This window comes from Achromobacter pestifer (genome assembly GCF_902859625.1).
Classification (GTDB): domain Bacteria; phylum Pseudomonadota; class Gammaproteobacteria; order Burkholderiales; family Burkholderiaceae_B; genus Achromobacter; species Achromobacter pestifer.
This window is the reverse complement of sequence record NZ_CADIJX010000007.1, coordinates 58,707-79,508: the sequence shown is the minus strand read 5'-3', so window position 1 is coordinate 79,508 and position 20,802 is coordinate 58,707. Positions and strand designations below refer to the sequence as shown.

At 64.2% G+C, this 20,802-nt stretch carries 20 protein-coding genes and 1 riboswitch; of the genes, 12 read left to right on the top strand and 8 right to left on the bottom strand.

All coding sequences use genetic code 11. The features are described from left to right. Positions 1-19: 19 nt before the first annotated feature. Both HV753_RS23795 and HV753_RS23790 read right to left on the bottom strand, forming a co-directional pair. Complete coding sequence (locus HV753_RS23795; RefSeq protein WP_175177052.1) at positions 20-1,126, bottom strand: tRNA nucleotidyltransferase/poly(A) polymerase-related protein; 1,107 nt, start codon at positions 1,124-1,126, stop codon at positions 20-22. Next, a complete protein-coding gene (locus HV753_RS23790; protein WP_175177051.1) occupies positions 1,123-3,252 on the bottom strand; it encodes a lytic transglycosylase domain-containing protein in 2,130 nt (709 codons plus the stop codon). The genes HV753_RS23795 and HV753_RS23790 overlap by 4 nt, the downstream gene beginning before the upstream one ends. A 188-nt stretch (positions 3,253-3,440) precedes the next feature. On the opposite strand from HV753_RS23790, the gene HV753_RS23785 reads away from it, so the two are divergent. From HV753_RS23785 to HV753_RS23730, 12 genes are all read left to right on the top strand, one after another. Beyond that, complete coding sequence (locus tag HV753_RS23785) at positions 3,441-4,115, top strand: 5-formyltetrahydrofolate cyclo-ligase (protein WP_175177050.1); 675 nt, start codon at positions 3,441-3,443, stop codon at positions 4,113-4,115. Positions 4,116-4,362: 247 nt separating this feature from the next. Beyond that, positions 4,363-5,793: a circularly permuted type 2 ATP-grasp protein gene (locus tag HV753_RS23780; RefSeq protein WP_175177049.1), complete on the top strand. Its 1,431-nt coding sequence runs from the start codon at positions 4,363-4,365 to the stop codon at positions 5,791-5,793. 2 nt (positions 5,794-5,795) lie between these two features. Further along, positions 5,796-6,770, top strand: coding sequence for an alpha-E domain-containing protein (locus HV753_RS23775; RefSeq protein ID WP_175177048.1), 975 nt, complete (start codon positions 5,796-5,798; stop codon positions 6,768-6,770). A 13-nt stretch (positions 6,771-6,783) separates the two neighbouring features. Continuing rightward, complete coding sequence (locus HV753_RS23770; protein ID WP_175177047.1) at positions 6,784-7,587, top strand: transglutaminase family protein; 804 nt, start codon at positions 6,784-6,786, stop codon at positions 7,585-7,587. A gap of 54 nt (positions 7,588-7,641) precedes the next feature. Then, on the top strand, positions 7,642-8,505 hold the full coding sequence (locus tag HV753_RS23765; RefSeq protein ID WP_175177046.1) for a proteasome-type protease: 864 nt from the start codon (positions 7,642-7,644) through the stop codon (positions 8,503-8,505). A gap of 335 nt (positions 8,506-8,840) precedes the next feature. Further along, on the top strand, positions 8,841-9,635 hold the full coding sequence (locus HV753_RS23760) for a DUF3800 domain-containing protein (protein ID WP_175177045.1): 795 nt from the start codon (positions 8,841-8,843) through the stop codon (positions 9,633-9,635). Positions 9,636-9,761: 126 nt separating this feature from the next. Continuing rightward, on the top strand, positions 9,762-10,760 hold the full coding sequence (locus HV753_RS23755; protein ID WP_175177044.1) for a tripartite tricarboxylate transporter substrate-binding protein: 999 nt from the start codon (positions 9,762-9,764) through the stop codon (positions 10,758-10,760). A gap of 50 nt (positions 10,761-10,810) precedes the next feature. Next, entirely contained in the window at positions 10,811-11,569 is a 759-nt protein-coding gene (locus tag HV753_RS23750; RefSeq protein ID WP_175177043.1) for an IclR family transcriptional regulator, read from the top strand. Positions 11,570-11,858: 289 nt separating this feature from the next. Continuing rightward, positions 11,859-12,311, top strand: coding sequence for a MaoC family dehydratase (locus HV753_RS23745; RefSeq protein ID WP_175177042.1), 453 nt, complete (start codon positions 11,859-11,861; stop codon positions 12,309-12,311). Between the two features lie 10 nt (positions 12,312-12,321). Beyond that, entirely contained in the window at positions 12,322-13,176 is an 855-nt protein-coding gene (locus HV753_RS23740) for an HpcH/HpaI aldolase/citrate lyase family protein (RefSeq protein WP_175177041.1), read from the top strand. A gap of 2 nt (positions 13,177-13,178) precedes the next feature. Then, positions 13,179-14,336, top strand: a complete 1,158-nt coding sequence (locus HV753_RS23735) for a CaiB/BaiF CoA transferase family protein (protein ID WP_175177040.1) — start codon at positions 13,179-13,181, stop codon at positions 14,334-14,336. Positions 14,337-14,365: 29 nt separating this feature from the next. Next, positions 14,366-15,349 carry a Bug family tripartite tricarboxylate transporter substrate binding protein gene (locus HV753_RS23730; RefSeq protein WP_175177039.1) on the top strand — a complete coding sequence of 328 codons (984 nt, stop codon included), beginning with the start codon at positions 14,366-14,368 and terminating at the stop codon, positions 15,347-15,349. A gap of 72 nt (positions 15,350-15,421) precedes the next feature. On the opposite strand, the gene metF is transcribed toward HV753_RS23730, so the two are convergent. The 6 genes from metF to HV753_RS23700 all read right to left on the bottom strand — a co-directional run bounded on the left by metF (position 15,422) and on the right by HV753_RS23700 (position 20,790). After that, complete coding sequence (gene metF / locus HV753_RS23725; protein ID WP_175177038.1) at positions 15,422-16,264, bottom strand: methylenetetrahydrofolate reductase [NAD(P)H]; 843 nt, start codon at positions 16,262-16,264, stop codon at positions 15,422-15,424. Further along, entirely contained in the window at positions 16,264-16,599 is a 336-nt protein-coding gene (locus HV753_RS23720) for a phage holin family protein (RefSeq protein WP_006389784.1), read from the bottom strand. Before HV753_RS23720 ends, metF begins: the two co-directional genes overlap by 1 nt. A 122-nt stretch (positions 16,600-16,721) precedes the next feature. After that, entirely contained in the window at positions 16,722-18,140 is a 1,419-nt protein-coding gene (gene ahcY / locus HV753_RS23715; RefSeq protein ID WP_175177037.1) for an adenosylhomocysteinase, read from the bottom strand. A 102-nt stretch (positions 18,141-18,242) separates the two neighbouring features. Continuing rightward, positions 18,243-18,392: riboswitch (S-adenosyl-L-homocysteine riboswitch) on the bottom strand. A 64-nt stretch (positions 18,393-18,456) separates the two neighbouring features. Further along, entirely contained in the window at positions 18,457-19,497 is a 1,041-nt protein-coding gene (locus HV753_RS23710; protein WP_175177036.1) for a glycosyltransferase family 4 protein, read from the bottom strand. 89 nt (positions 19,498-19,586) lie between these two features. Continuing rightward, the gene (locus HV753_RS23705; RefSeq protein WP_175177035.1) at positions 19,587-19,823 is read right to left on the bottom strand and encodes a DUF1289 domain-containing protein; all 237 of its coding nucleotides are present in this window, start codon (positions 19,821-19,823) and stop codon (positions 19,587-19,589) included. A gap of 79 nt (positions 19,824-19,902) precedes the next feature. Further along, on the bottom strand, positions 19,903-20,790 hold the full coding sequence (locus HV753_RS23700) for an alpha/beta fold hydrolase (RefSeq protein ID WP_175177034.1): 888 nt from the start codon (positions 20,788-20,790) through the stop codon (positions 19,903-19,905). Positions 20,791-20,802: the final 12 nt, after the last annotated feature.

The following is a 20,802-nucleotide window of genomic DNA, read 5'->3' as shown; positions in this document are numbered from 1 at the left end:
ATTGGATCGACCGCCTTTTTCAGCTCGCCCGCAAGCGATCCAGGCGCGCTTGGCGCACGCTGTCCTTGATGCGGGCCGGATCGCCCGCGCAGGCCTTGGCGATCGCCCCTGCATCCACGCCGCGCACGGCATCTACCTGCGATTGCCAGGCGGCCATGTCGACCGCTTGCAAGACTGCCGCCGTTTTCAGTAGATCGAAAAACCGCTCTGGCTTGCGCAACGCATCGGCACGTTCCATCAGCGCCAATTGCGCCTGGGCTGGATCGCTGCTGGCTGCCGTGGCGTTCAGCCCCGCCAGCACCTCGGGCAACAGGCGCGCGTAGTCATTGCATTCTGTTGGCACCCGCATGCGCCGGCCCAATGCGTCACGTTCGGGCGTCAGCCGGCACAACAAGGCATAGCGTCCTGGCAGCGACAGCGGCTGCGGCAATGCCGCCGCCCGGTCCACGTCGGCACCCGTTTCTTCGACGCCTTGCAACTCGGGCATCACCCGGGCCAACGCCCCGGACTCGCGCAGCACGTCCAGCATGCGCGACGGCTTCTTTGCCATCAGGCCGCGCGACAATTCCTTCCAGACCCGCTCGGCCACCAAGGCATCGGCCTCGCCGGCGTCCACCATGCGCCGGCACAACGCCAGCGTTTCGGGCGCCACGGTGAAATCGTCAAAACGCGCCGCGAAACGGCCCAGCCGCAAGATGCGCACCGGGTCTTCCTCGAAGGCGTCGCCCACATGACGAAAGACGCGCGCACGCACGTCAGCCTCGCCCCCCAGGGGGTCGATCCGCCGGCCGTCCAGCGTCTGCGCAATGGCGTTGACGGTCAGGTCGCGGCGGCGCAGGTCTTCTTCCAGCGTCACGTCGGCGCCGGTATAGAACGTGAACCCCTTGTAGCCGCGGCCGGACTTGCGTTCGGTGCGCGCCAGCGCGTATTCCTCTTTGGTGCGCGGGTGCAGGAACACCGGGAAATCGCCGCCAACCGGAATGAATCCGCGGCGGACCATGTCTTCCGGCGTGGCGCCAACCACGACCCAGTCGTGGTCACCTGGCGGCAGACCGAGCAGCGCGTCGCGCACTGCCCCGCCCACGATATAGACCTGCAATCCGTCGATGGCCGGATCCCGGGTCATGGAATCGCTGTGCTTTCCGCGCCCAACGGCACGATGTTGCCCAGGCGTTCCTTCAGGGACTGGGACTGGCCGCTGAACATTGCCGCGTAGTAGACCGCATTGGACATCACGTTCTTCACGTAGGTGCGCGTTTCGTTGAACGGAATGGTTTCGGCGAAGATGGCGCCTTCGACAGGGTGCGTGAACGTCGAGCGCCAATTGTGCGGCCGCCGCGGGCCCGCGTTGTAACCGGCGCTGGCCAGCATTTGCGACCCGTCCAGATCACGCAGCACCATGTTCAGATAGTTGGTGCCAAGCACGGTGTTGGTGTCGAAGTCATTGACGCTGGCCGGGGTGAAATCGGTCATGCCGATCTTGCCCGCCACCCATTTCGCGGTGGCCGGCATCAGCTGCATCAGGCCGGAGGCTCCCACGTGCGAACGTGCATCCATGATGAAGCGCGATTCCTGGCGGATCAGGCCGTAGACCCAGGCCGGATCCAGCGCGATGGCGTTGGCCTTTGCCGTGACGCGGCCTTCAAACGGCGCAATGAAGCGCTGGCTGAAATCGAATTCCTTTTCCGTGCGGTCGGATGTGTTGACGACCCGGTCGTAGATGTTCTCGGCGCGAGCCAGTTCAGCGGCGGCGATCAGTTGACGATCGCTCATGCCGCGTAAGGTGTAGTTCCATTCAGGCACGGCTTCGGCACGCCAGCCCAGGCGGAACAGCTGCACGGCGCGCTGCAAGCCGGGATTGGCGCGCGCCTCGGCGATCTCGCGGTCACTGATGGGCGTGGGACGCGGCGGTACGTTGATGCGGCGGCCCAGCTCTTCAGCGGACAGCTGACCATAGAAATCGAAGCGGTCGGCGATGCTGGCGTACATGGCGTTGGCCTGGTCCTTGCGGCCAGTCGCGGCCAGGCCGCGCGCTTTCCAGTACACCCACGACGGGTCCGAACGCTGGGCAGGCGGCATCTCATCGATGGATTCGATGACCCACTTCCAATCGATCTTCGACTGCCGCAACGCGGCCCGCACCTTCCAGCCAGCGTTGTAGTCCGTCATGCGGATGTGGCCGGCTTCGTGATACCAGTCGTCGGCGCGGCTATCCAGGTTCAGCGCGGCCACCAATGCATACTGGCCTCGTACCCAGGCCAAGTTGGCCTTCGACATGGACTTGGCCCATTCGCGGCGTAGATAGGAATCGGCGACGCCGATGTCCGAACGCGCCAGGCGGGCCAGCGCGATGGTCACCAGTTCTTTTTCATTGCGCCCCACCGGCATGCGGTCTTGGCGCGTCAGCCACTTCATCGGGTCTTTCATGAGGGCGTCGTACGTTTTCAGGTCACGCGCCTCGAACATGTACTGCACGAACTTGCGCGCATCCGTGGTCTTGTTGGCCTCGATGGCGTCGCGCAATTGCGGCTCCAGCTGCTCCCACCCCAGGATGCTGTCCGCCACCAGTTGGTCGTACAGCGCCCAGCAGGCGCCGCCCGGCGCGAACGCGGCCTTGGCCTGTTCCGCGGTGGCACGCTGGCCCGTCATGTGCCTGGCATCCAGGACTGCGCAGTCGATCTGGGCGTTGCTGTTCTTCACGGGCGCCAGTTTGCGCACGGTTTCAAAGTCGCCGCTGCGGGCGGCGGCCAACAGCCAGTCGCCGCGCAGGCGGTCGGCCAGGTAGGCGTCGCCGTTGCTGCTGATGAACCGTTGCAGATCGGCGGTGGGCCGGCCGGTGGCGGGCGGCGTCCAGAGTTGATAGCGCAGCAGCCAATATTCGGGATACATGCCGAGCGTATCGGCCTTGGCCTGCGGCACCAGCGCACCCAGGATCGACCACTGCTTGCGGTTCATGGCTTCGCGCGCCGCCACGACGGCAGCCAACGCGGGGGTATCGGCGGTAGGCGGCAGGCCAGCCAGCACGGCAGGCGGCACCGAAATGACGGGTTGCGCCGCCTGGACGGCAGGCTGCGGCTGCGTATTGACGGCGGCGCTACGCTGTTGCGCGTCCACCGGAGCACAGGCGGCGGTAAACAGCGCCAGCAGCGGCATCCAGCGGCGCAGACCGGAACGGGGGTCCGGCGAAGTGGCGCCGCGCAGGGATTTCAAGCCGGTTTTCTGATACCGTGGGGATTGCAGAGTCTGTGTCATGCCGCGTCCCTCGTTCCCATCATGCGTGCCGTGATGCTTGTCGCGTAGCTTGCCGTAACGCTTGCCGTGAGGTTTTTCGTCATACGTGCCGTCATACACCGGCCTTGCCGCACGTCAGCATGCTGATTACCCGCATGCCTGATTCCAGCCTGTTCGCCTTCATTGTCCACCCCCATCACAGCCACTGCATGACTACGCAAAATACTCCAGAGGATACCGCAGTCCAGCACCGCGCGCGATTGCGGAAACTGCGTGCCGAATTGCCCGAAGACCAGCGCAGCCGTGGCGGTTTGCTGATGCGCGCCCGGCTGTTTACCTGGTTGAATGTGGCGCGTGACGACGCGGCCCGCGCTGGCCGTCCTGCGCCCGCCACCGTGGCGGCGTTTTGGCCCATGGCGGACGAACCCGACTTGCGCCCGCTGCTGTCCCAATGGGTGGAAAACGGTGTCGCCGTGGCGCTGCCTGTCGTGCGGGAGCGAAACGCCCCGCTGGCCTTCCTGCCCTGGACGCCCGACGCCGAGCTGCGCGCCGGCCCCTATGGCATCCAGGAACCCGTGGCCGGCGCCGAAGTGCTGCCCGACGTGATCCTGGTGCCCACCCTGGGCTTCACGGAACAAGGCGACCGCCTGGGCTACGGCGGCGGCTATTACGACCGCACCTTGGCGGCGCTGCGCGAGCAGGGCCACCCGTTCATTGCGATCGGCATCGCCTGGAGCTGCGGCGAACTGGATGCCGACTATGAACCGGCCACGCACGACTTTCCGCTGGACGCCGTGCTGACCCAGGACGGCTGGGTGCCCCATGCGCCGCTGGACCAAGGCACGACGGGCGGCACCACGCTCCACACGTACCGAATGAACTGACGCACCAGATAGGCCCGGCAGATTGCACCAAAACGGTGCAGTCCTTCCCATCCGCGTGGGTAGCGCATGGTGGGGATGGCGTTTCTTCATCCTTGGGAGGATATTGTGCCCAGGGTCTCCCGCTTGCCCGAAAAGCTGGCACGCGGGTTGCTTGTTGTAGGGGACCGGCCACGTATCGGCCGGGTAATGACCGTGTGCAAAAAGGCCGTCCACAGGCCGGCCGTAAGCACCCAGCAACGGAGGAGCCATGAAGGACAGATCATCCCGTCCAACCGCTTTTGACGAAATGCGCGAAGGCGCAAGCGGCATACGCTCCCAATACCAGACTTTCGAGCGCTGGCACCAAGAGCAATCGGCCGAAGCCATGGCCGCGCGACGGCTCGAGGCCGACCTGAGTTTCCGCCGTGTCGGCATCACTTTTTCGGTTGCCGGCGACGCCGCAGGCACCGAACGCCTGATTCCCTTCGACCTGATCCCCCGGATCATCCCCGCCGACGAATGGCGCCACCTGGAAGCCGGCCTGAAGCAGCGCGTGCGTGCGCTGAACATGTTCATCCATGACATCTATCACGGTCACGACATCGTGCGCGCCGGCATCGTGCCGGCCGAGCAAGTCTTCCTGAACGCCCAGTACCGCCCCGAAATGCAGGATGTGGACGTGGCGGAAGACATCTACTGCCATATCGCCGGGGTGGACATCGTGCGCGCGGGCGCGGGCGAGTTCTACGTGCTGGAAGACAATCTGCGCGTCCCGTCAGGCGTGTCCTACATGCTTGAGAACCGCAAGATGTCGATGCGGCTGATTCCAGATGCGTTCAGCCGCATCAAGGTCGAACCGGTGGCGCACTATCCCGACCTGCTGCTGGACAACCTGCGCGAAGTCGCGCCGCACGGCGGCGACGACCCCACCGTGGTGGTGCTGACGCCCGGCATGTATAACTCGGCCTACTTTGAACATGCCTTCCTGGCCCAGCAAATGGGCGTGGAGCTGGTCGAGGGACAGGATCTGTTCGTGGAACAGAACACCGTCTACATGCGCACCACGCAAGGCCCGCGCAAGGTCGACGTGATCTACCGCCGGCTGGACGACGACTTCCTGGACCCCTTGTCGTTTCGCGCCGATTCGGCCCTGGGCGTACCCGGCCTGCTGTCGGTGTACCGCGCTGGCCGCGTCACGCTCGCCAACGCGATTGGCACCGGCATCGCCGACGACAAGTCCACCTACCTATACGTGCCGGACATGATCCGGTTCTATCTCAGCGAAGAACCCATCCTGTCCAACGTGCCGACCTGGCGTTGCGGCAGGCCGGACGAGCTGTCCCACGTGCTGGCCAACATGCAGGACCTGGTGGTCAAGGAGGTACACGGCGCGGGCGGCTACGGCATGCTCGTGGGGCCTTCTTCCACCCGCGCCGAAGTCGACGCCTTCAAGGAGCGCGTGCGCGCCAACCCCGCCAACTACATCGCGCAGCCCACGCTGGCGCTGTCCACCATTCCCACCTATGTGGAATCGGGCGTCGCGCCACGGCACGTGGACTTGCGCCCCTATGTGTTGTGCGGCAAGGATATCCGTACCGTGCCCGGCGGCCTGTGCCGCGTGGCGCTGACCGAAGGCTCGCTGGTGGTCAACAGCAGCCAGGGCGGCGGCACCAAAGACACCTGGGTTCTGGAGGACTGAACATGCTGAGCCGAACCGCCGACAACCTGTTCTGGATGTGTCGCTATATCGAACGCGCGGAAAACACCGCGCGCATGCTGGACGTGAACCTGCAAATGTCGTTGCTGCCGCAGGATGCGCAGACGCGCGAAGGCTCGTGGCTGGGCGTGTTGCGCATTTCCGAACTGCAAGGCCTGTACCAAAGCAAGTACGCCTCCATCTCGCCCAACGACGTTCTGCAATACATGGTGCGCGATCCCGAAAACCCGTCGTCCATCTATTCGTGCATGCGCGCCGCCCGCGAAAACGCGCGCGCCGTGCGGGGCAGCCTGACGACCGAAGTCTGGGAAACCTACAACACCACCTGGCTTGAGCTGCTCAAGCACCTGCACACCGGCCTGCTGGAGCGCAACCCGGGCGAATTCTTCGAATGGGTCAAGTTCCGCTCGCATCTGGCCCGCGGGGTCACCATCGGCACCATGCTGGAGGACGAGGCGCTGTACTTCCTGCGCATCGGCATGCATCTGGAACGGGCCGACAACACCGCGCGCATGCTGGACGTGAAGTTCCACGAACGCGGCAGCAACGGCGTGCAGGAAATGCGCGCCGAACCATCGGGCGCCGCCGCGCTGCAAAGCGAGTTCTATCGTTGGTCCGCGCTGCTGAGTTCGGTGTCGGGGCTTGAGATCTATCGCAAGGTGTACCGCGACGTCATCACGCCCGACCGCGTCGTCGAACTGCTGATCCTGCACGGCGACATGCCGCGGTCGCTGCTGGCATCGATGCGGGCGGTGGCCGACGACCTGGCGCGCGTCTCCAACCAGCGCTCCACCGAAACCGAAAGGCGCGTCGGCATGCTGTGCGCCGAACTGCAATACGGCCGCGTCGAAGACATCCTGGATAGTGGCCTGCATCAATACCTGGACCATTTCCTGGACCGCATCAATGACCTGGGCAACCGGATCAGCCAGGACTTCCTGGTCCCGCTGTCGGCATAACACGGAGACAGCAATGAGACAGATCATCACGCACGTCACGCATTACCGCTATACCGCGCCGGTCACCTACAGCATCCAGACCCTGCGCCTGACGCCACGCGACGACGAACACCAGCGCGTGCTGCGCTGGCACATCGAAGCGCCGGGCGCGCTGGAAAAGCAGGTGGACGCCTACGGCAACATCACGCACACCTTGACCTTGAATCATCCGCATACCGACATCGAATTGCGCGTGGTGGGGCAAGTGCAGGTCGCGCCGCTCGCGCGCGGCGTGCTGGGCGGGGAAGACAGCCGCCTGCCCGTGCACGCCTATTGCGTGCAGACCCCGTTGACGCAAGCCGACGATACGATCATGGCCTTCGTGCGCGAAGTTTTGCCCAACGGCCTGACCACGCCGGACGACATCCTGGCCTTGGCCAACGCCATCAGCGACCGGGTTGCCTACGAGCCGGGCACCACCGACGTCACCACGGCGGCGAACCAGGTGCTGGCCATGGGCCACGGCGTCTGCCAGGACCACGCCCATCTGTTCCTGGCCTGCGTGCGCGGCTTGGGCGTACCCGCCCGCTACGTCAGCGGTTACGTCTATACCACCACCGAACACTCGGCCAGCCACGCCTGGGCCGACGTCTGGCTGGCCGCCACCGGCTGGACCAGCGTCGACATCACCAACCGCCAGTTCGCCTCAGACAGCCATTGCCGGCTGGCCGTGGCGCGCGACTATGACTCGGCGTCCCCGGTACGCGGCGTGCGTAGCGGCGGCGGCGAGGAATCCATGGAAATCAGCGTACAGGTCCAGACAGCCGGGCAGCAGTAACCACCGCAACCGCGCCGCAATACAATGCGGCGTGGTTTTTCCCATTTTTCGATCATGACCTACTGCGTAGCAGCCCGCCTCGACGCCGGCCTCGTCTTCTTATCCGACTCCCGCACCAACGCGGGCGTCGACCAGATCAGCATCTTCCGAAAGATGACCGTCTTCGAGCGCCCGGGCGAGCGCATCATGGTCCTGATGACATCTGGCAACCTGGCCGTCAGCCAGGCCGTGCTGCATGCGCTGACCCGCCAGCACGACGAAGGCGGCGCCACCATCTGGAACGCGCCCGACCTGTTCGAGGCCACCCGCTGCGTTGGCGCGGCGGTACGCGAGGTCTATCAGCGCGAAGCCCCTGCCCTGCACGAACAGGGCGTCGACTTCAACGTCAGCATGATTTTCGGGGGACAGATCGGCGGGGAACACTGCCGCTTGTTCCAGGTGTATTCGGCGGGCAATTTCATCGAGGCCAGCCAGGAATGCCCCTATTTCCAGATCGGCGAAGCCAAATACGGCAAGCCCATCCTGGACCGCGTGCTGCGCCCCGACACTTCGCTGGACGAGGCGGCCAAGTGCGCGCTGATCTCGATGGATTCCACGCTGCGCTCGAACATCTCAGTGGGCTTGCCGCTGGACCTGCTGGTCTACGACACGAATGCGCTGCGCGTCACGCACTTCGCCAGCATCGATGAGAACAACGAGTACTTCCGCATGATCCGTGGCACCTGGGGCGAACGCCTGCGCCAGGTCTTCGCCGAAATCCCGGACCCGCTGTGGACCAACCCCGACGACCCCGGCTCGCTGGTGCCGCCCAGCCGCGTCCATCAACCGCTGCGCATCGAGCCCGTGAACGCACCACAGCCCAGCTATCCAACGCCCCAAGTGCTGGCCGAAGACCCGGGCAAGGATCAGGCGAGTTAGGCCCGATCCACCTGGGTTTCCGCCCGCACATCGAACGAACTCAGTCTGATAAACGGGATTTGCCGCCCATATCTTTGCGTTTCATGGATCTTGCCACTTGCCACGCAGTCCACGAATAGCCTAAGGTTGCACCAACGCATATGCCAGTCATGTGCCCACCTTCCGAGGCCCGCGCAAGCAATTGCAGCGGGCTTTCGTGTCTTTGCGCAAAGACTGTTCATCCGCGCATTATTCAATGCGGGACATTTCTGTTCACTGAAAGAAGGTCGGCCTTTCACGGCGCCTACACTGCCTTGAATCACGTACACGATGCGTGTTCGGCAGAGGGTTCCGCTATGCATTACGTCGTCTATCTGGACGAGTTCGGCCACATCGGCCCCTTCATCTCCCGTCACCATCAACAACACAAGACGAGCCCGGTATTTGGTTTCGGCGGGCTTGTCTTGCCGGTATATGCCGTACGCGAATTTGCGATCTACTTCTACAAGCTGAAGTGCCATCTATTGAGATTCGAGCTTGAACAACAATCCAAGCCTGCCTACCAATGGGAAAAAAAGGGAGCGCAGCTCTACACCGTACATAACGTGGCGAAGTATCGGACTTTGCGTACAGCAACAGGCCGGCTGCTCAACCAGATAAAGCGGGTCGGGGGCTACGTAATCTATGGCGGCGAGCAAAAGACATCTGACGCGGACGCTCATCAGCCGGCAGAGGTCTTCAAACAGCAACTACTGCAAATTCTCCGGCGCGTGGATCAATTCTGCGTAGCGCGACGGGCCACTTTCATGTTGCTGCTCGACGAACAGCAGGCCGGCAATGTCTGGCGCGAAGCAAACGTAGAAGCCTGCACATTGGCAATGTTTGAGGTTGCGGCCGACCGTTGCAGAATGCTGATCGAGCCTCCAATCCAAGGCGAAAGCCATCTGTTTCAAACGTTGCAGTGCGCTGACTGGATCTGTGGATTGGTTGGAAGGCTATGTACTTACCAAGTGGCCTCATGCCAATATGAAGATTGGAAGATATTCCATCAGTACTTCCATGACCGCATACGAGAAGTCGCCCTCCCGTGCAGTGGACTAGACCTGCCAGAGATTCCCGCAATCCCGCTTAGTCAAGCGTTTACCGCGTAAACCCTCCTTTCCGCCTGCCGAAGCCCGGCTTGTAAAACCGCAAATTCTCATCCTGAGGCGTACGCGCCACACTGGTGTCTGCCTGCCCTCCAAACAGGGCAGCGAGAAAACCATAAGGAGCGAGACATGCCCCCCTTTTTCGCGCGCGCGGCAACGCGGGCTGCCTGGCCCATGCTGGCCCTGTCCTGCCTTGCCTGGGGTTCCGCCAGCGCACAAGGTGCGTATCCGAACCACCCCATTTCACTGGTCGTGCCCTTTGCGGCAGGCGGCCCGACGGACGTGGTGGCGCGCAGCCTGGGCGCCTCCATGGCCAAGACGCTGGGCCAGAGCATCATCATCGAGAACCGCACGGGCGCGGGCGGCACGTTGGCATCCCAGCATGTGGCGCGCGCCGCGCCCGACGGCTATACCTTCCTGATCCACCACAACGGCATGGCCACTGCGCCCGCGCTGTATCGCAAGTTGTCGTTCAACCCGCTGACGGACTTCGCCTATGTCGGCCAGGTGGCGGACGTGCCCATGACGTTGCTGGGCCGCAAGGATCTGCCGGCCGACGGCATGGCGGGCTTCATCAAGTACGCCAAGGAGAACGGCAACAAGGTCAACCTGGCCAACGCCGGGTTGGGCGCGGTGTCGCAGCTGTGCGGGATGCTGCTGCAAGAGTCGCTGGGTGTGCAGTTCACAACCGTGCCTTACGCTGGCACGGCCCCGGCGATGACGGCGCTGTTGGGTGGCCAGGTTGACGTGTTGTGCGACCAGACCACGCAGACCATCCCCCAGATCAAGGGCGAGCGCGTGAAGCTATACGGCGTCACGACACTGGATCGCATCAAGGCCCTGCCGGATGCGCCGACCTTGCAGGAAGGCGGCTTGAAGGGATTTGAAGTCAAGGTGTGGCACGGCGTCTATGCGCCCAAGGGCACGCCGCCCGAAGCGATTGCGAAGTTCAACGCGGCGTTGCGCGCGGCCTTGAAGGACCCGGCCTTCTCGCAGAAGATGGCAGAGCTGGGCGCCGAGATCGTGCCCGAATCCAAGCAGACGCCTGAAGGACTGCAAACCTGGCTGCAATCCGAGGTCGACAAATGGGGCGGCGTCATCCGGAACGTGGGCGTGTACGCGGACTAATGGGCGGGCGGCGGTTGCCGCTGCCCATTCATGAATATATATTGCCGTGCATGAGTACGAACGACGTAAAAAGCGCCAGACGTGTGCTGGACATCCTGCAATTCTTCGCGAATACGCGAGCTCCGGCCACTCTGTCGCAGATCTCGGCCGGGCTCGGCATTCCCAAATCGAGCTGTCTGGCCCTGCTGGACACGCTTGAAAGCGACGGCTACGCGCATCAGGCAGCCGGGCGCTATTACCTCACGCGGCGCTGGCTGAACGAGGCCCGCACCGTCGCCGAACATGACCAACTGACCACCCGCATCCGGCCCACGCTGGAAGCGCTGCGCGACGAACTGGGCGAAACGCTAATCCTGGCGCAGCGGTCAGGCGACCATGCCGTGTACCTGGACGTTGCCGAACCCGATCGTATCGTGCGGTTCACCGCCAGGGTCGGCCAGCTCAAACCGCTACATGCCTCCGCCTCGGGCCGCGCGCTGCTGGGCGCCATGGCGCCCGCCGAACGCGAATTGCTGGTATCGCGCCTGGCACTGGACCGTTACACCGACCGGACCATCAAAACCCGCGATCAACTGCTCAAGCTGGTGGAAACCGAAGCCACCCGTGGCTGGCACGTGAACCTGGCAGAGCATCAGGCCGACACCCTGTCGGTCGCCGCGCCGCTGGTGCTGCATGGCGCCGCGCTGGCGCTGGTCGTCGGTGCCCCGCTGGACCGGTCGGCGGCGCTGGCCGACACCATTGGCCGGACACTGCTTACCGCCAGCCGTGAACTAGCGCAACGCATCGACGCCCCGGCGGCGGCCAGATAGTCCCACCCGGCGCGCCGGCTGTCGGCGCCGCCCTTCCCTGGCCTCCACGGCCTTTTCCCTTTCCCAAACTCATTCCTGCCCGCCGTCCGCGCGGGCGGGCGGCGTGCTGCTGCGTCCTCCCCCGGTGGCAAGCGGCTGCGGGTTTACGCCAAGCAAAACTTCATTGCTCGTTTTGGTTCATGTATATAAACTTTTGTTCACGAGTAAGAACGCAATAGAAATCCAGCCGACTGCGGATGCTCGGAACCCGGGCTCCCCGCGCGGCGTTGTCCCTCTTTAAGGAAGGAAGATGGCAGGCCTTTACTACGAACAGTTTTCGCCCGGACAGGCGTTTGATCACGCCTGGACCCGCACCCTGACCGAGATGGACAACGTGCTGTTCAGTTCACTCACCATGAACGTGCAGCCGCTGCATCTGGACGCGCATTTCGCCGCCCAGACGGAGTTCGGCAAGCCTCTGGTCAACAGCTTGTTCACGCTGGGTCTGATGATCGGCATGACCGTGAACGACACCACGTTGGGCACGACAGTGGCAAACCTGGGCATGAGCGACGTGGTGTTCCCCAAGCCGGTCTTCGCGGGAGACACCTTGCACGTGCGTACCCGCGTGCTGACGATGCGCGAAAGCAAATCACGCCCCGACGCGGGCATCGTCGAATTCGAACACACCGCGCTGAATCATCGCGACGATGTGGTCGCCATCTGCAAGCGGTCGGCCCTGATGCGTAAACGCCCCGTCTAGGATCGCCGCCATGATTCGTTCCCTATTGTTCGTGCCCGGCGACGCCGCACGAAAATTCGATCACGCGACAAGCAGCGCCGCCGACGCCTTGATCCTGGATCTGGAAGACTCCGTCTCCCCCGATCAAAAAGCCGCGGCACGGACGCAGGTCCGTACGATGCTTGAACGCGGAGCCGCGGACAAGCCGCTCTGGGTCCGGATCAATGCGCTGGACAGCGGTAATGCCTTGGCCGACCTGGCGGCCGTCATGCCAGCCGCCCCGCACGGCATCGTTCTGCCCAAGTGCGCGGGCCGTGCAGATCTGCTGCAACTCTCTCACTACCTCGATGCGTTCGAGACGGCAGCCGGCGCCGCGCCAGGCTCCACCCGTATTCTGGCCATCGTCACCGAAACTGCGCAGTCCCTCTTCGGCTTGCATGACTATCGCGACGCCACTCCCCGGTTGTGGGGACTTTCCTGGGGCGCGGAAGACCTGGCCGCCGACGTCGGCGCGCTGCAAAACCGCAGCGCAGGCCGCTACACCGAACCTTTCCGCCTGGCGCGCTCGCTATGTCTGATGGCCGCCGCCGCCGCCGGCGTTCGCGCCGTCGATACGGTCTGCATCAACCTGGATGCGCCCGACGTGCTTGCCAGCGAGGCCGGCGAAGCGTTCCGTGACGGGTTCGTCAGCAAAATGGCGATCCACCCGCGCCATGTGGAATCCGTCAACGCGCAACTGACCCCCGACGACAGCAAGCGGCAGTGGGCCCAGGCCGTCATCGCCGCGTTCGATGCCCATCCGGGTGCGGGCGCCTTGCGATTGGACGGCAAGATGATCGACTGGCCGCACCTGCGTTTGGCACGCCGGCTGCTAAGGGAGGCCTGAATATGTCTGGACCGCTGCACGGCATACGCATCATCGACATGACCAGCGTAGGAATGGGGCCGATGGCCACACAAATGCTGGGAGACATGGGCGCCGACGTCATCAAGGTGGAGTCCGCGGAGGGCGACGTGTTCCGGCACGTGACGCCACAGCGCCACGCCGCCATGAGTCACACTCACCTGAACCTGAACCGCAACAAGCGCAGTGCGGTGATCGACGCGAAGACCACCGAAGGCCGCGCTCAACTGGACTCGTTGATCAGCGGCGCAGACGTGTTCATCTCGAACATGCGCGCCCCCGCGATGCGTCGCCTGGGTCTCGATTACGCAACGCTTGAAGCAAAATTTCCCAACCTGGTCTATTGCGCCTGCTACGGCTATTCGGAACTTGGGCCTTATGCGGGACGCCCGGCCATCGACGACACCATCCAGGCCGCCTCCGGCATGGCCTGGCTCCAGGGCGGCGCGGGCGCCAGCGCTCCTCGCTATGTCAACTCCGTGGTCGCCGATAAAGTCGTGGCCCTGTATGTAGCCAACGCAGTGACCAGCGCCTTGCTCGCGCGCGAACGCGGCGCAGGCGGCCAGGCCGTCGAAGTACCCATGTTTGAATGCATGGTGGCCTTCCTGGCGCCGGAGCACCTGGCCGGGTTGACCTTCGTGCCGCCGCAAGGGCCAGCAGGCTACGCGCGCCTGCTGAACGAATACCGCCGCCCATTTCGCACACGCGATGGCTACATGAGCGTGGTGCCCTACACCACGCCGCAGTGGCAGCGCTTCTTCGCGCTGGCTGGGCATCCGGACATGGCGCAAGACCCGCGCTACCTCACGCTCAACAGCCGCAGCCAGCATTTTCCCGAGCTGTATCGCTACGTCGAGACCGTATTGGCCGAACGCACTACGACGCAATGGATGGAATTGCTGGCAACGGCCGACATTCCCTTCGCGCCAGTCAACGGCTTCGACGAGCTGCTGACCGATCCGCACCTGCGGGCGACCGGCTTCTGGCATGAGTCGGAACATCCCACTGAAGGCCCCTTGATCCAGGCGGGGCTGCCCGTCCGGTTCAGCCGCACGCCGGGGGAAATCCGGCGGCATCCGCCGGGGCTGGGCGAGCACACCGCCGAGATCCTGGCCGAGGCCCGGGCCAGCGGGATGCCCTGACGCCACGTCCCACGCACGAGGAGACAACCATGAAAAAAACAATTCAATCAGCCCTCATCGCCATCGCGGCGTGCCTGCCATCGCTGGCGGCAGCTGCTGGCGATCACGCCAGCTACCCGCACGCCGACAAGCCAATCCGCTTTGTGGTGGGCTTTCCTGCCGGCAGCACCATCGACAATGTCTCGCGCGTCGTGGTGGACGATATACGCGCCCGCAGCGGCGCCCAAATCATCGTCGAGAACAAACCGGGCGCACTCGGCGTGCTTGGCGTCGATGCCGTGGCGCGATCCGCACCCGACGGCTACACCATGATGCCGAGTTCCAGCGCCACCAGTTCATCCGGGCCATACCTGTCCAAGGCATTCCAGCGCTACGACGCCATCAAGGATTTCACCCAGGTGGGACGTGTGGTCCGCTTCGACGTGGTGATCGTCACGCGCGCGGCGGGCCAGCATGGTGACGCCGAGCAGTTGATAGCGGCAGCAAAGGTAAAACCGAATGCCGTCACGAGCGGCTATGGTTCGGGCACGGGCCAGGTGGTCGCGGCCGCGTTCAGCCGCGCCGCGGGCGTCGAAGTGTTGGGCGTGCCCTACAAGGGCCAGCCGGCAGCCGTGACGGACCTGCTGGGTGGACGCATCGATTTCGTGGCGGCAGATTTGGGAGCCGTCCTGCCGCAGATCCACGCGAGGAATCTGAATGCTGTCGCTCTCGTTTCCAGCAAACGCTCGACCATCCTGCCATCAGTGCCCACGGCCCGGGAACTGGGCATGGGCAGCCTGGATCTGACCGGCTGGATCGGCGTCGCAGGTCCTGCGGGCCTTTCGCCCGAGGCCGCGCGCTGGTGGACCGAACAATTGACGGCGACGATGCGCGATTCCGCAGTCCAGGAGCGGCTACGCGCCATGGGCATGGAGCCGGACCTGGCGGTCGGCGCACCCTTGCAGGAGTTCGTGCAGTCCCAGTACGACGCCTGGGGCTTGCAGATTCGACAGGCGGGCATTCAACCGGAGTAGATGGACCAGACCGCGCGCAAAAAAAAGCCCACCTGCAAAGGTGGGCTCGGCTAGACGCTGGCGCGTGGACGCCTACAGCGCCAGTTCCTTCCACACCGCCAGCGGGGCTTCCGCATGGTTCAAGGTGTAGAAATGCAGGCCCGGTGCGCCGTTGTCCAACAGGGTCTGGCACAGCTCGGTCACCACATCCACGCCAAAGGCGCGGATGGATGCCTTGTCGTCACCGAACTCCGCCAGGCGCAGGCGAATCCAGCGCGGCACTTCGGCCCCGCACATTTCCGAGAAGCGCAGCAGCTGCGTGTGGTTCGTGATGGGCATGATGCCCGGCACGATCGGCACGCGAACGCCCTTGGCCTGAGCCCGGTCGACGAAGTCGAAATAGGCGTCGGCGTTGAAGAAGTACTGCGTGATGGCCGCGTCGGCGCCCGCGTTCACCTTGGTGACGAAATGGTCCAGGTCGGCCGACGGGTTGGTCGCCTGCGGATGCATTTCGGGATAAGCCGCCACTTCGATGTGGAACCAGTCGCCGGTTTCCTCGCGGATGAACGAGACCAGTTCGTTGGCGTAGCGCAGTTCGCCCGCATCGCCGCCCATGCCCGAAGGCAGGTCGCCGCGCAGGGCGACCACGCGCCGCACGCCATCGTTCTTGTAGGTCTGAAGAATGTCCCGCAGTTCCTGGCGCGTGGCGCCCACGCACGACAAGTGAGGCGCCGCGTCGCAACCCAGGTTGCTCAGCGTGCGCACGGCGTCCGCCGTGCCGGCGCGCGTGGAACCACCCGCGCCGAATGTCACGCTGACGTACTTGGGCTGGATGGCCAGCATCTGCTTGGCCGCGCGGACCAGCCGTTCCTGGCCGGCCAGGTCGCGCGGAGGAAAGAACTCCAGACTGAAAGCGGGAGAGGTCGAGTCAGACATTAGGGGATCAGTTTGGTAAGCAGACCAGAGATGATGCTGTACAGAATCGCACCGCCCACGGCCCACCAGAACCCGTTGACCTGGAAGCCCTTCAGCACGGAGCCGACGAACCAGAACAACAAGGCGTTGATGACGATAAGAAAGAGCCCGAGGGTGACGATCGTGATGGGCAAGGTCAGCAGCACCAGCACCGGCTTGACCAGCATGTTCACCAGACCCAGCACCAGCGCGGCAATCAGTGCCGACCCGAAACTGGCCACGGTGATGCCGGGCAGCAGGTAGGCAACAGCCAGCAGGGCCACTGCATTCAGAATCCAGACGAGTATCAGTGCCATGTTCGAACTCCTGTATTGATGCTCCGCGGTTCCGTCGCCACCAGGCGGAAACGATTGAACCCCGCGGTTCGGAAAGCCCGCGCCAACATGGCGCGGCACCTTCCTATTGTGCTTTCAACGTATCAATAGCGGTAGTGGTTCGGCTTGAAGGGGCCTTCCACCGGCACATTGATGTAGTCGGCTTGATCCTTGCGCAACGTCGTCAGCTTCACGCCCAGCTTCTTCAGGTGCAGGCGCGCGACCTTTTCGTCCAGGTGCTTGGGCAGCACATAGACTTCGCCCGACTTGTAGGCGTCGTTGCGCGTGAACAGCTCGATCTGAGCGATGGTCTGGTTGGCGAACGACGACGACATCACGAACGACGGGTGGCCAGTGGCGCAACCCAGGTTCACCAGGCGGCCTTGGGCCAGCAGGATGATGCGCTTGCCGTCCGGGAAGATCACGTGGTCGACTTGCGGCTTGATCTCTTCCCACTCGCAATCGGCCAGGCCGGCGACGTCGATTTCGTTGTCGAAGTGGCCGATGTTGCAGACGATCGCCTGGTCCTTCATGGCGTTCATGTGTTCGCGCGTGATGACGTGATAGTTGCCGGTGGCGGTGACGAAGATGTCGCCATGCGCGGCGGCTTCTTCCATCGTCACGACCTTGAAGCCTTCCATCGCGGCTTGCAGGGCGCAGATCGGGTCGATTTCCGTGACCCAGACTTGCGCGCGCAAGGCGACCAGGGCTTGGGCGCAACCCTTGCCCACGTCGCCATAGCCGGCCACGACGGCGATCTTGCCCGCCACCATGACGTCGGTGGCGCGCTTGATGCCGTCCACCAGCGATTCGCGGCAGCCGTACAGGTTGTCGAACTTGGACTTGGTGACCGAGTCGTTGACGTTGATGGCGGCAAAGGCCAACTCGCCCTTTTGCGACATCTGGTACAGGCGATGCACGCCGGTCGTGGTTTCTTCCGTCACGCCTTTGATCAGCGCCAGGCGGGTGGAATACCACTTCGGGTCACGCTTGAGCGTTTCCTTGATGGCGGCAAACAGGATGCGCTCTTCGTCGCTGCCCGGGTTGGCCAGCACCGAGATGTCTTTTTCGGCCTTGGTGCCCAGGTGCAGCATCAACGTGGCGTCGCCGCCATCGTCGAGGATCATGTTGGCGTTCTGGCCATTGGGCCATTCAAAGATCTTGTGGGTGTACTGCCAGTACTCTTCCAGCGTTTCGCCCTTGACGGCGAAGACCGGCGTGCCCGAGGCGGCGATCGCGGCGGCGGCGTGGTCTTGCGTGGAGAAGATGTTGCACGAGGCCCAGCGCACTTCGGCGCCAAGCGCCACCAGCGTTTCGATCAGCACGCCCGTCTGGATGGTCATGTGCAGGCTGCCGGCGATGCGCGCGCCCTTGAGCGGCTGGGCAGCGGCGAATTCCTCGCGGATGGCCATCAGGCCGGGCATTTCGGTTTCGGCAATCGCCAGTTCGCGACGGCCCCAGCCCGCCAGGGACAGGTCGGCAACCAGGTAGTCGGAGAAGGATTTATCAGTCACAGCGTTCATGGTGTGTGTAGGCTCCACGTGAATATCGAACGGCGCACGATATGGCCGGACAACGCGAATACACCACGACAGTCGAGTGCTCGCCTTTCCCGCCATATGCGACAAAGGTGAGCGCCGTTGCTGTAGCGACGCGCAAGGCGCGGCGCTTGAACAAGGATTCCTGAGCCTGGCGAACCGGGTTCCGCTTGTCGTCAGTGCGTGTGATCACGACATGACGGGAACCGCAGGGTCGTCGCAACGCTCCTCAGGATTGCGAAAGATTGTACCGGTTTGGGATGCGCTGAGGAAACCCGTCCCCGAAAAATCCCCTCAATGCTCACCCGGCCCGGGCCAGCGACGGGCGCTGCGACGCATCCGCCACCAGCGGAACCAACGAATCCAGCAGATCGGACGCGACCGAATCCCAGCTGCGGGTCAACGCATGCGCCCGCACCGCATGGCGGTCCAACGGCAGCGCGGCGCGGCAGGCATGAGCCAGATCGTCGTCCAGGCAACCGGTGACGCCCGGGGTCACCACCGCCAGCGGCGCTTCGCTGCGAAAGGCCGCCACCGGCGTGCCGCAGGCCATCGCCTCAAGCATCACCAGGCCGAACGTGTCGGTCAGGCTGGGGAACACGAAGACATCGGCCGCGGCGTAGAACCCCGGCAAGGCGTCATCCTTCTGCATGCCTAGGAAAACGGCGTCAGGAAACTTCTTCTTCAGCCGCGCCTCGTCCGGGCCTGCGCCCACGACCACCTTGCTACCCGCCAGGTCCAGCGACAGGAACGCATCCAGATTCTTTTCACGCGCGACGCGGCCCACGCTCAGGTGGACGGGGCGCGGCAGGTGCTCAAATGCCGTGCTGGCCGCCGGCTGGAATTTGCGCGGATCGACGCCGCGCGACCAGACCCGCAGATTTGCCAACCCGCGCTGCACCAGAATGTCCCGCACGGTGGGGGTCGGCACCAGCACGCATTGCGACGGCCGGTGAAACCAGCGCAGATAGCGCCACGGCAACGCTGCGGGAATGCCCATGCGCGCTTGCAGGTAGTCGGGGAACATGGTGTGAAACGAGGTCGTGAACTGCCAGCCCCTCGACAGCGCCATCCGGCGTGCCGCCAGGCCCAGCGGACCTTCGGTGGCGATGTGTAGCGCGTCGGGCACCGTGTCGCCCAGGATGCGCCGCAGCTGCCGCCCCGGTTGCAGGCATAGCCGCAGGTCGGGCTCGGACGGCGCCGGCACTGTCCGGCTGCCTTGCGGGTTCACCACGATCAGTTCGTGGCCCCATTCATTCAAGATCTGCTGCATGGTCGTCCAGGTGCGAACGACGCCGTTGACTTGCGGATGCCAGGCATCCGTAACCAGAACGATGCGCATGATAGGGCCGGAAGTGGGCAATAACGCGATTTAGCCCGCGCGATATGACATGCCCAAGACGGCCAGACGATTCCAATCAGGGACGGCGTTCAGTTGTTGCGCCGCGGATACCCTTGTGCCTTGATACGCACCCAGACTTCGCGCTTTTCTTCATCCGTCATGAAAACCCAATTGGCGACTTCCATGGCCGTGCGGCCGCAACCGCGGCAGATATCGTCGAACAGGGTCGAGCAAACGGCCACGCAGGGGGAGTCGGTCGCCTTGAAGGCGCGTTGCGCGTCTTCAGGGTCGGGCAATTCGGAAAGATCGGTGAAGTAACGATTCATGGGGCGAAGGTTAACACCAGGAGTGCGTCCCTTTTTAGATAGCCCTATCGCCCGCCCAGGCTTGATTGACAGCCTGCGGCTACCGCCAACCGAAGAAGGCGCCGGCCTCTTCCAGCAGCGCATCCGGGGTCTCTTCCGCCAGGTAATGCGCCCCCGGCAACGCCCTGCCAGAGACCTCGTCGGCCACCGCGCGCCACAGCGCCAGCACGTCGAAATTCTTGCCCACCGCGCCGCGCTCGCCCCACAACGCCCGCACCGGCATGCGCAGGCGTTCGCCGGCGGCGCGGCCTGCGCGATCGTGGTCCAGGTCCAGCGTGGCGGAGGCGCGATAGTCCTCGCAGATGCCGGTCGCCCAGCCCGGCTGCCGCGCCGCGCGCTCGTATTCCGCCATGGCCTCGTCCGAAAAATGTGCCAGCCCGCCCGGCCTGCCCCCCATCACCGAACGCAGATAGAACACCGGATCGTGCTCGATCATGGTTTCGGGCCCGGGCGCGGGCTGGATCAGCCAGAACCAATGGAAGTACGCCTGGGCAAACGCCCGCGTCGTGCCTTCATACATGTCCAGCGTCGGCGCGATGTCCAGCAACATCATGCGAGACACGGCGTCGGCGTGGTCCAGCGCCAGCCGATGGGCCACGCGGGCACCGCGATCATGCGCCAGCACCTCGAAGCGCGCATGGCCCAACGCACGCATCACCTCAACCATATCGGCCGCCATGCGGCGCTTGGAATGGGCCGAATGGTCCGCCGTGGCCGCAGGCTTGCTGCTGTCCCCGTAGCCGCGCAGGTCCGCCGCCACGCAGGTGCGGTGCCGCGTCAGTTCAGGCCATACGCGATGCCAGATGGCATGTGTTTGCGGATGGCCATGCAGCAACAGCAACGGCGGCCCCGACCCGTCGATGCGCGCGGCGATCTGGATGCCGCCCGCGTCGATATGGCGCACGGGCAAGTCGAAGAATGCGGTCATGGGTACTGCCTC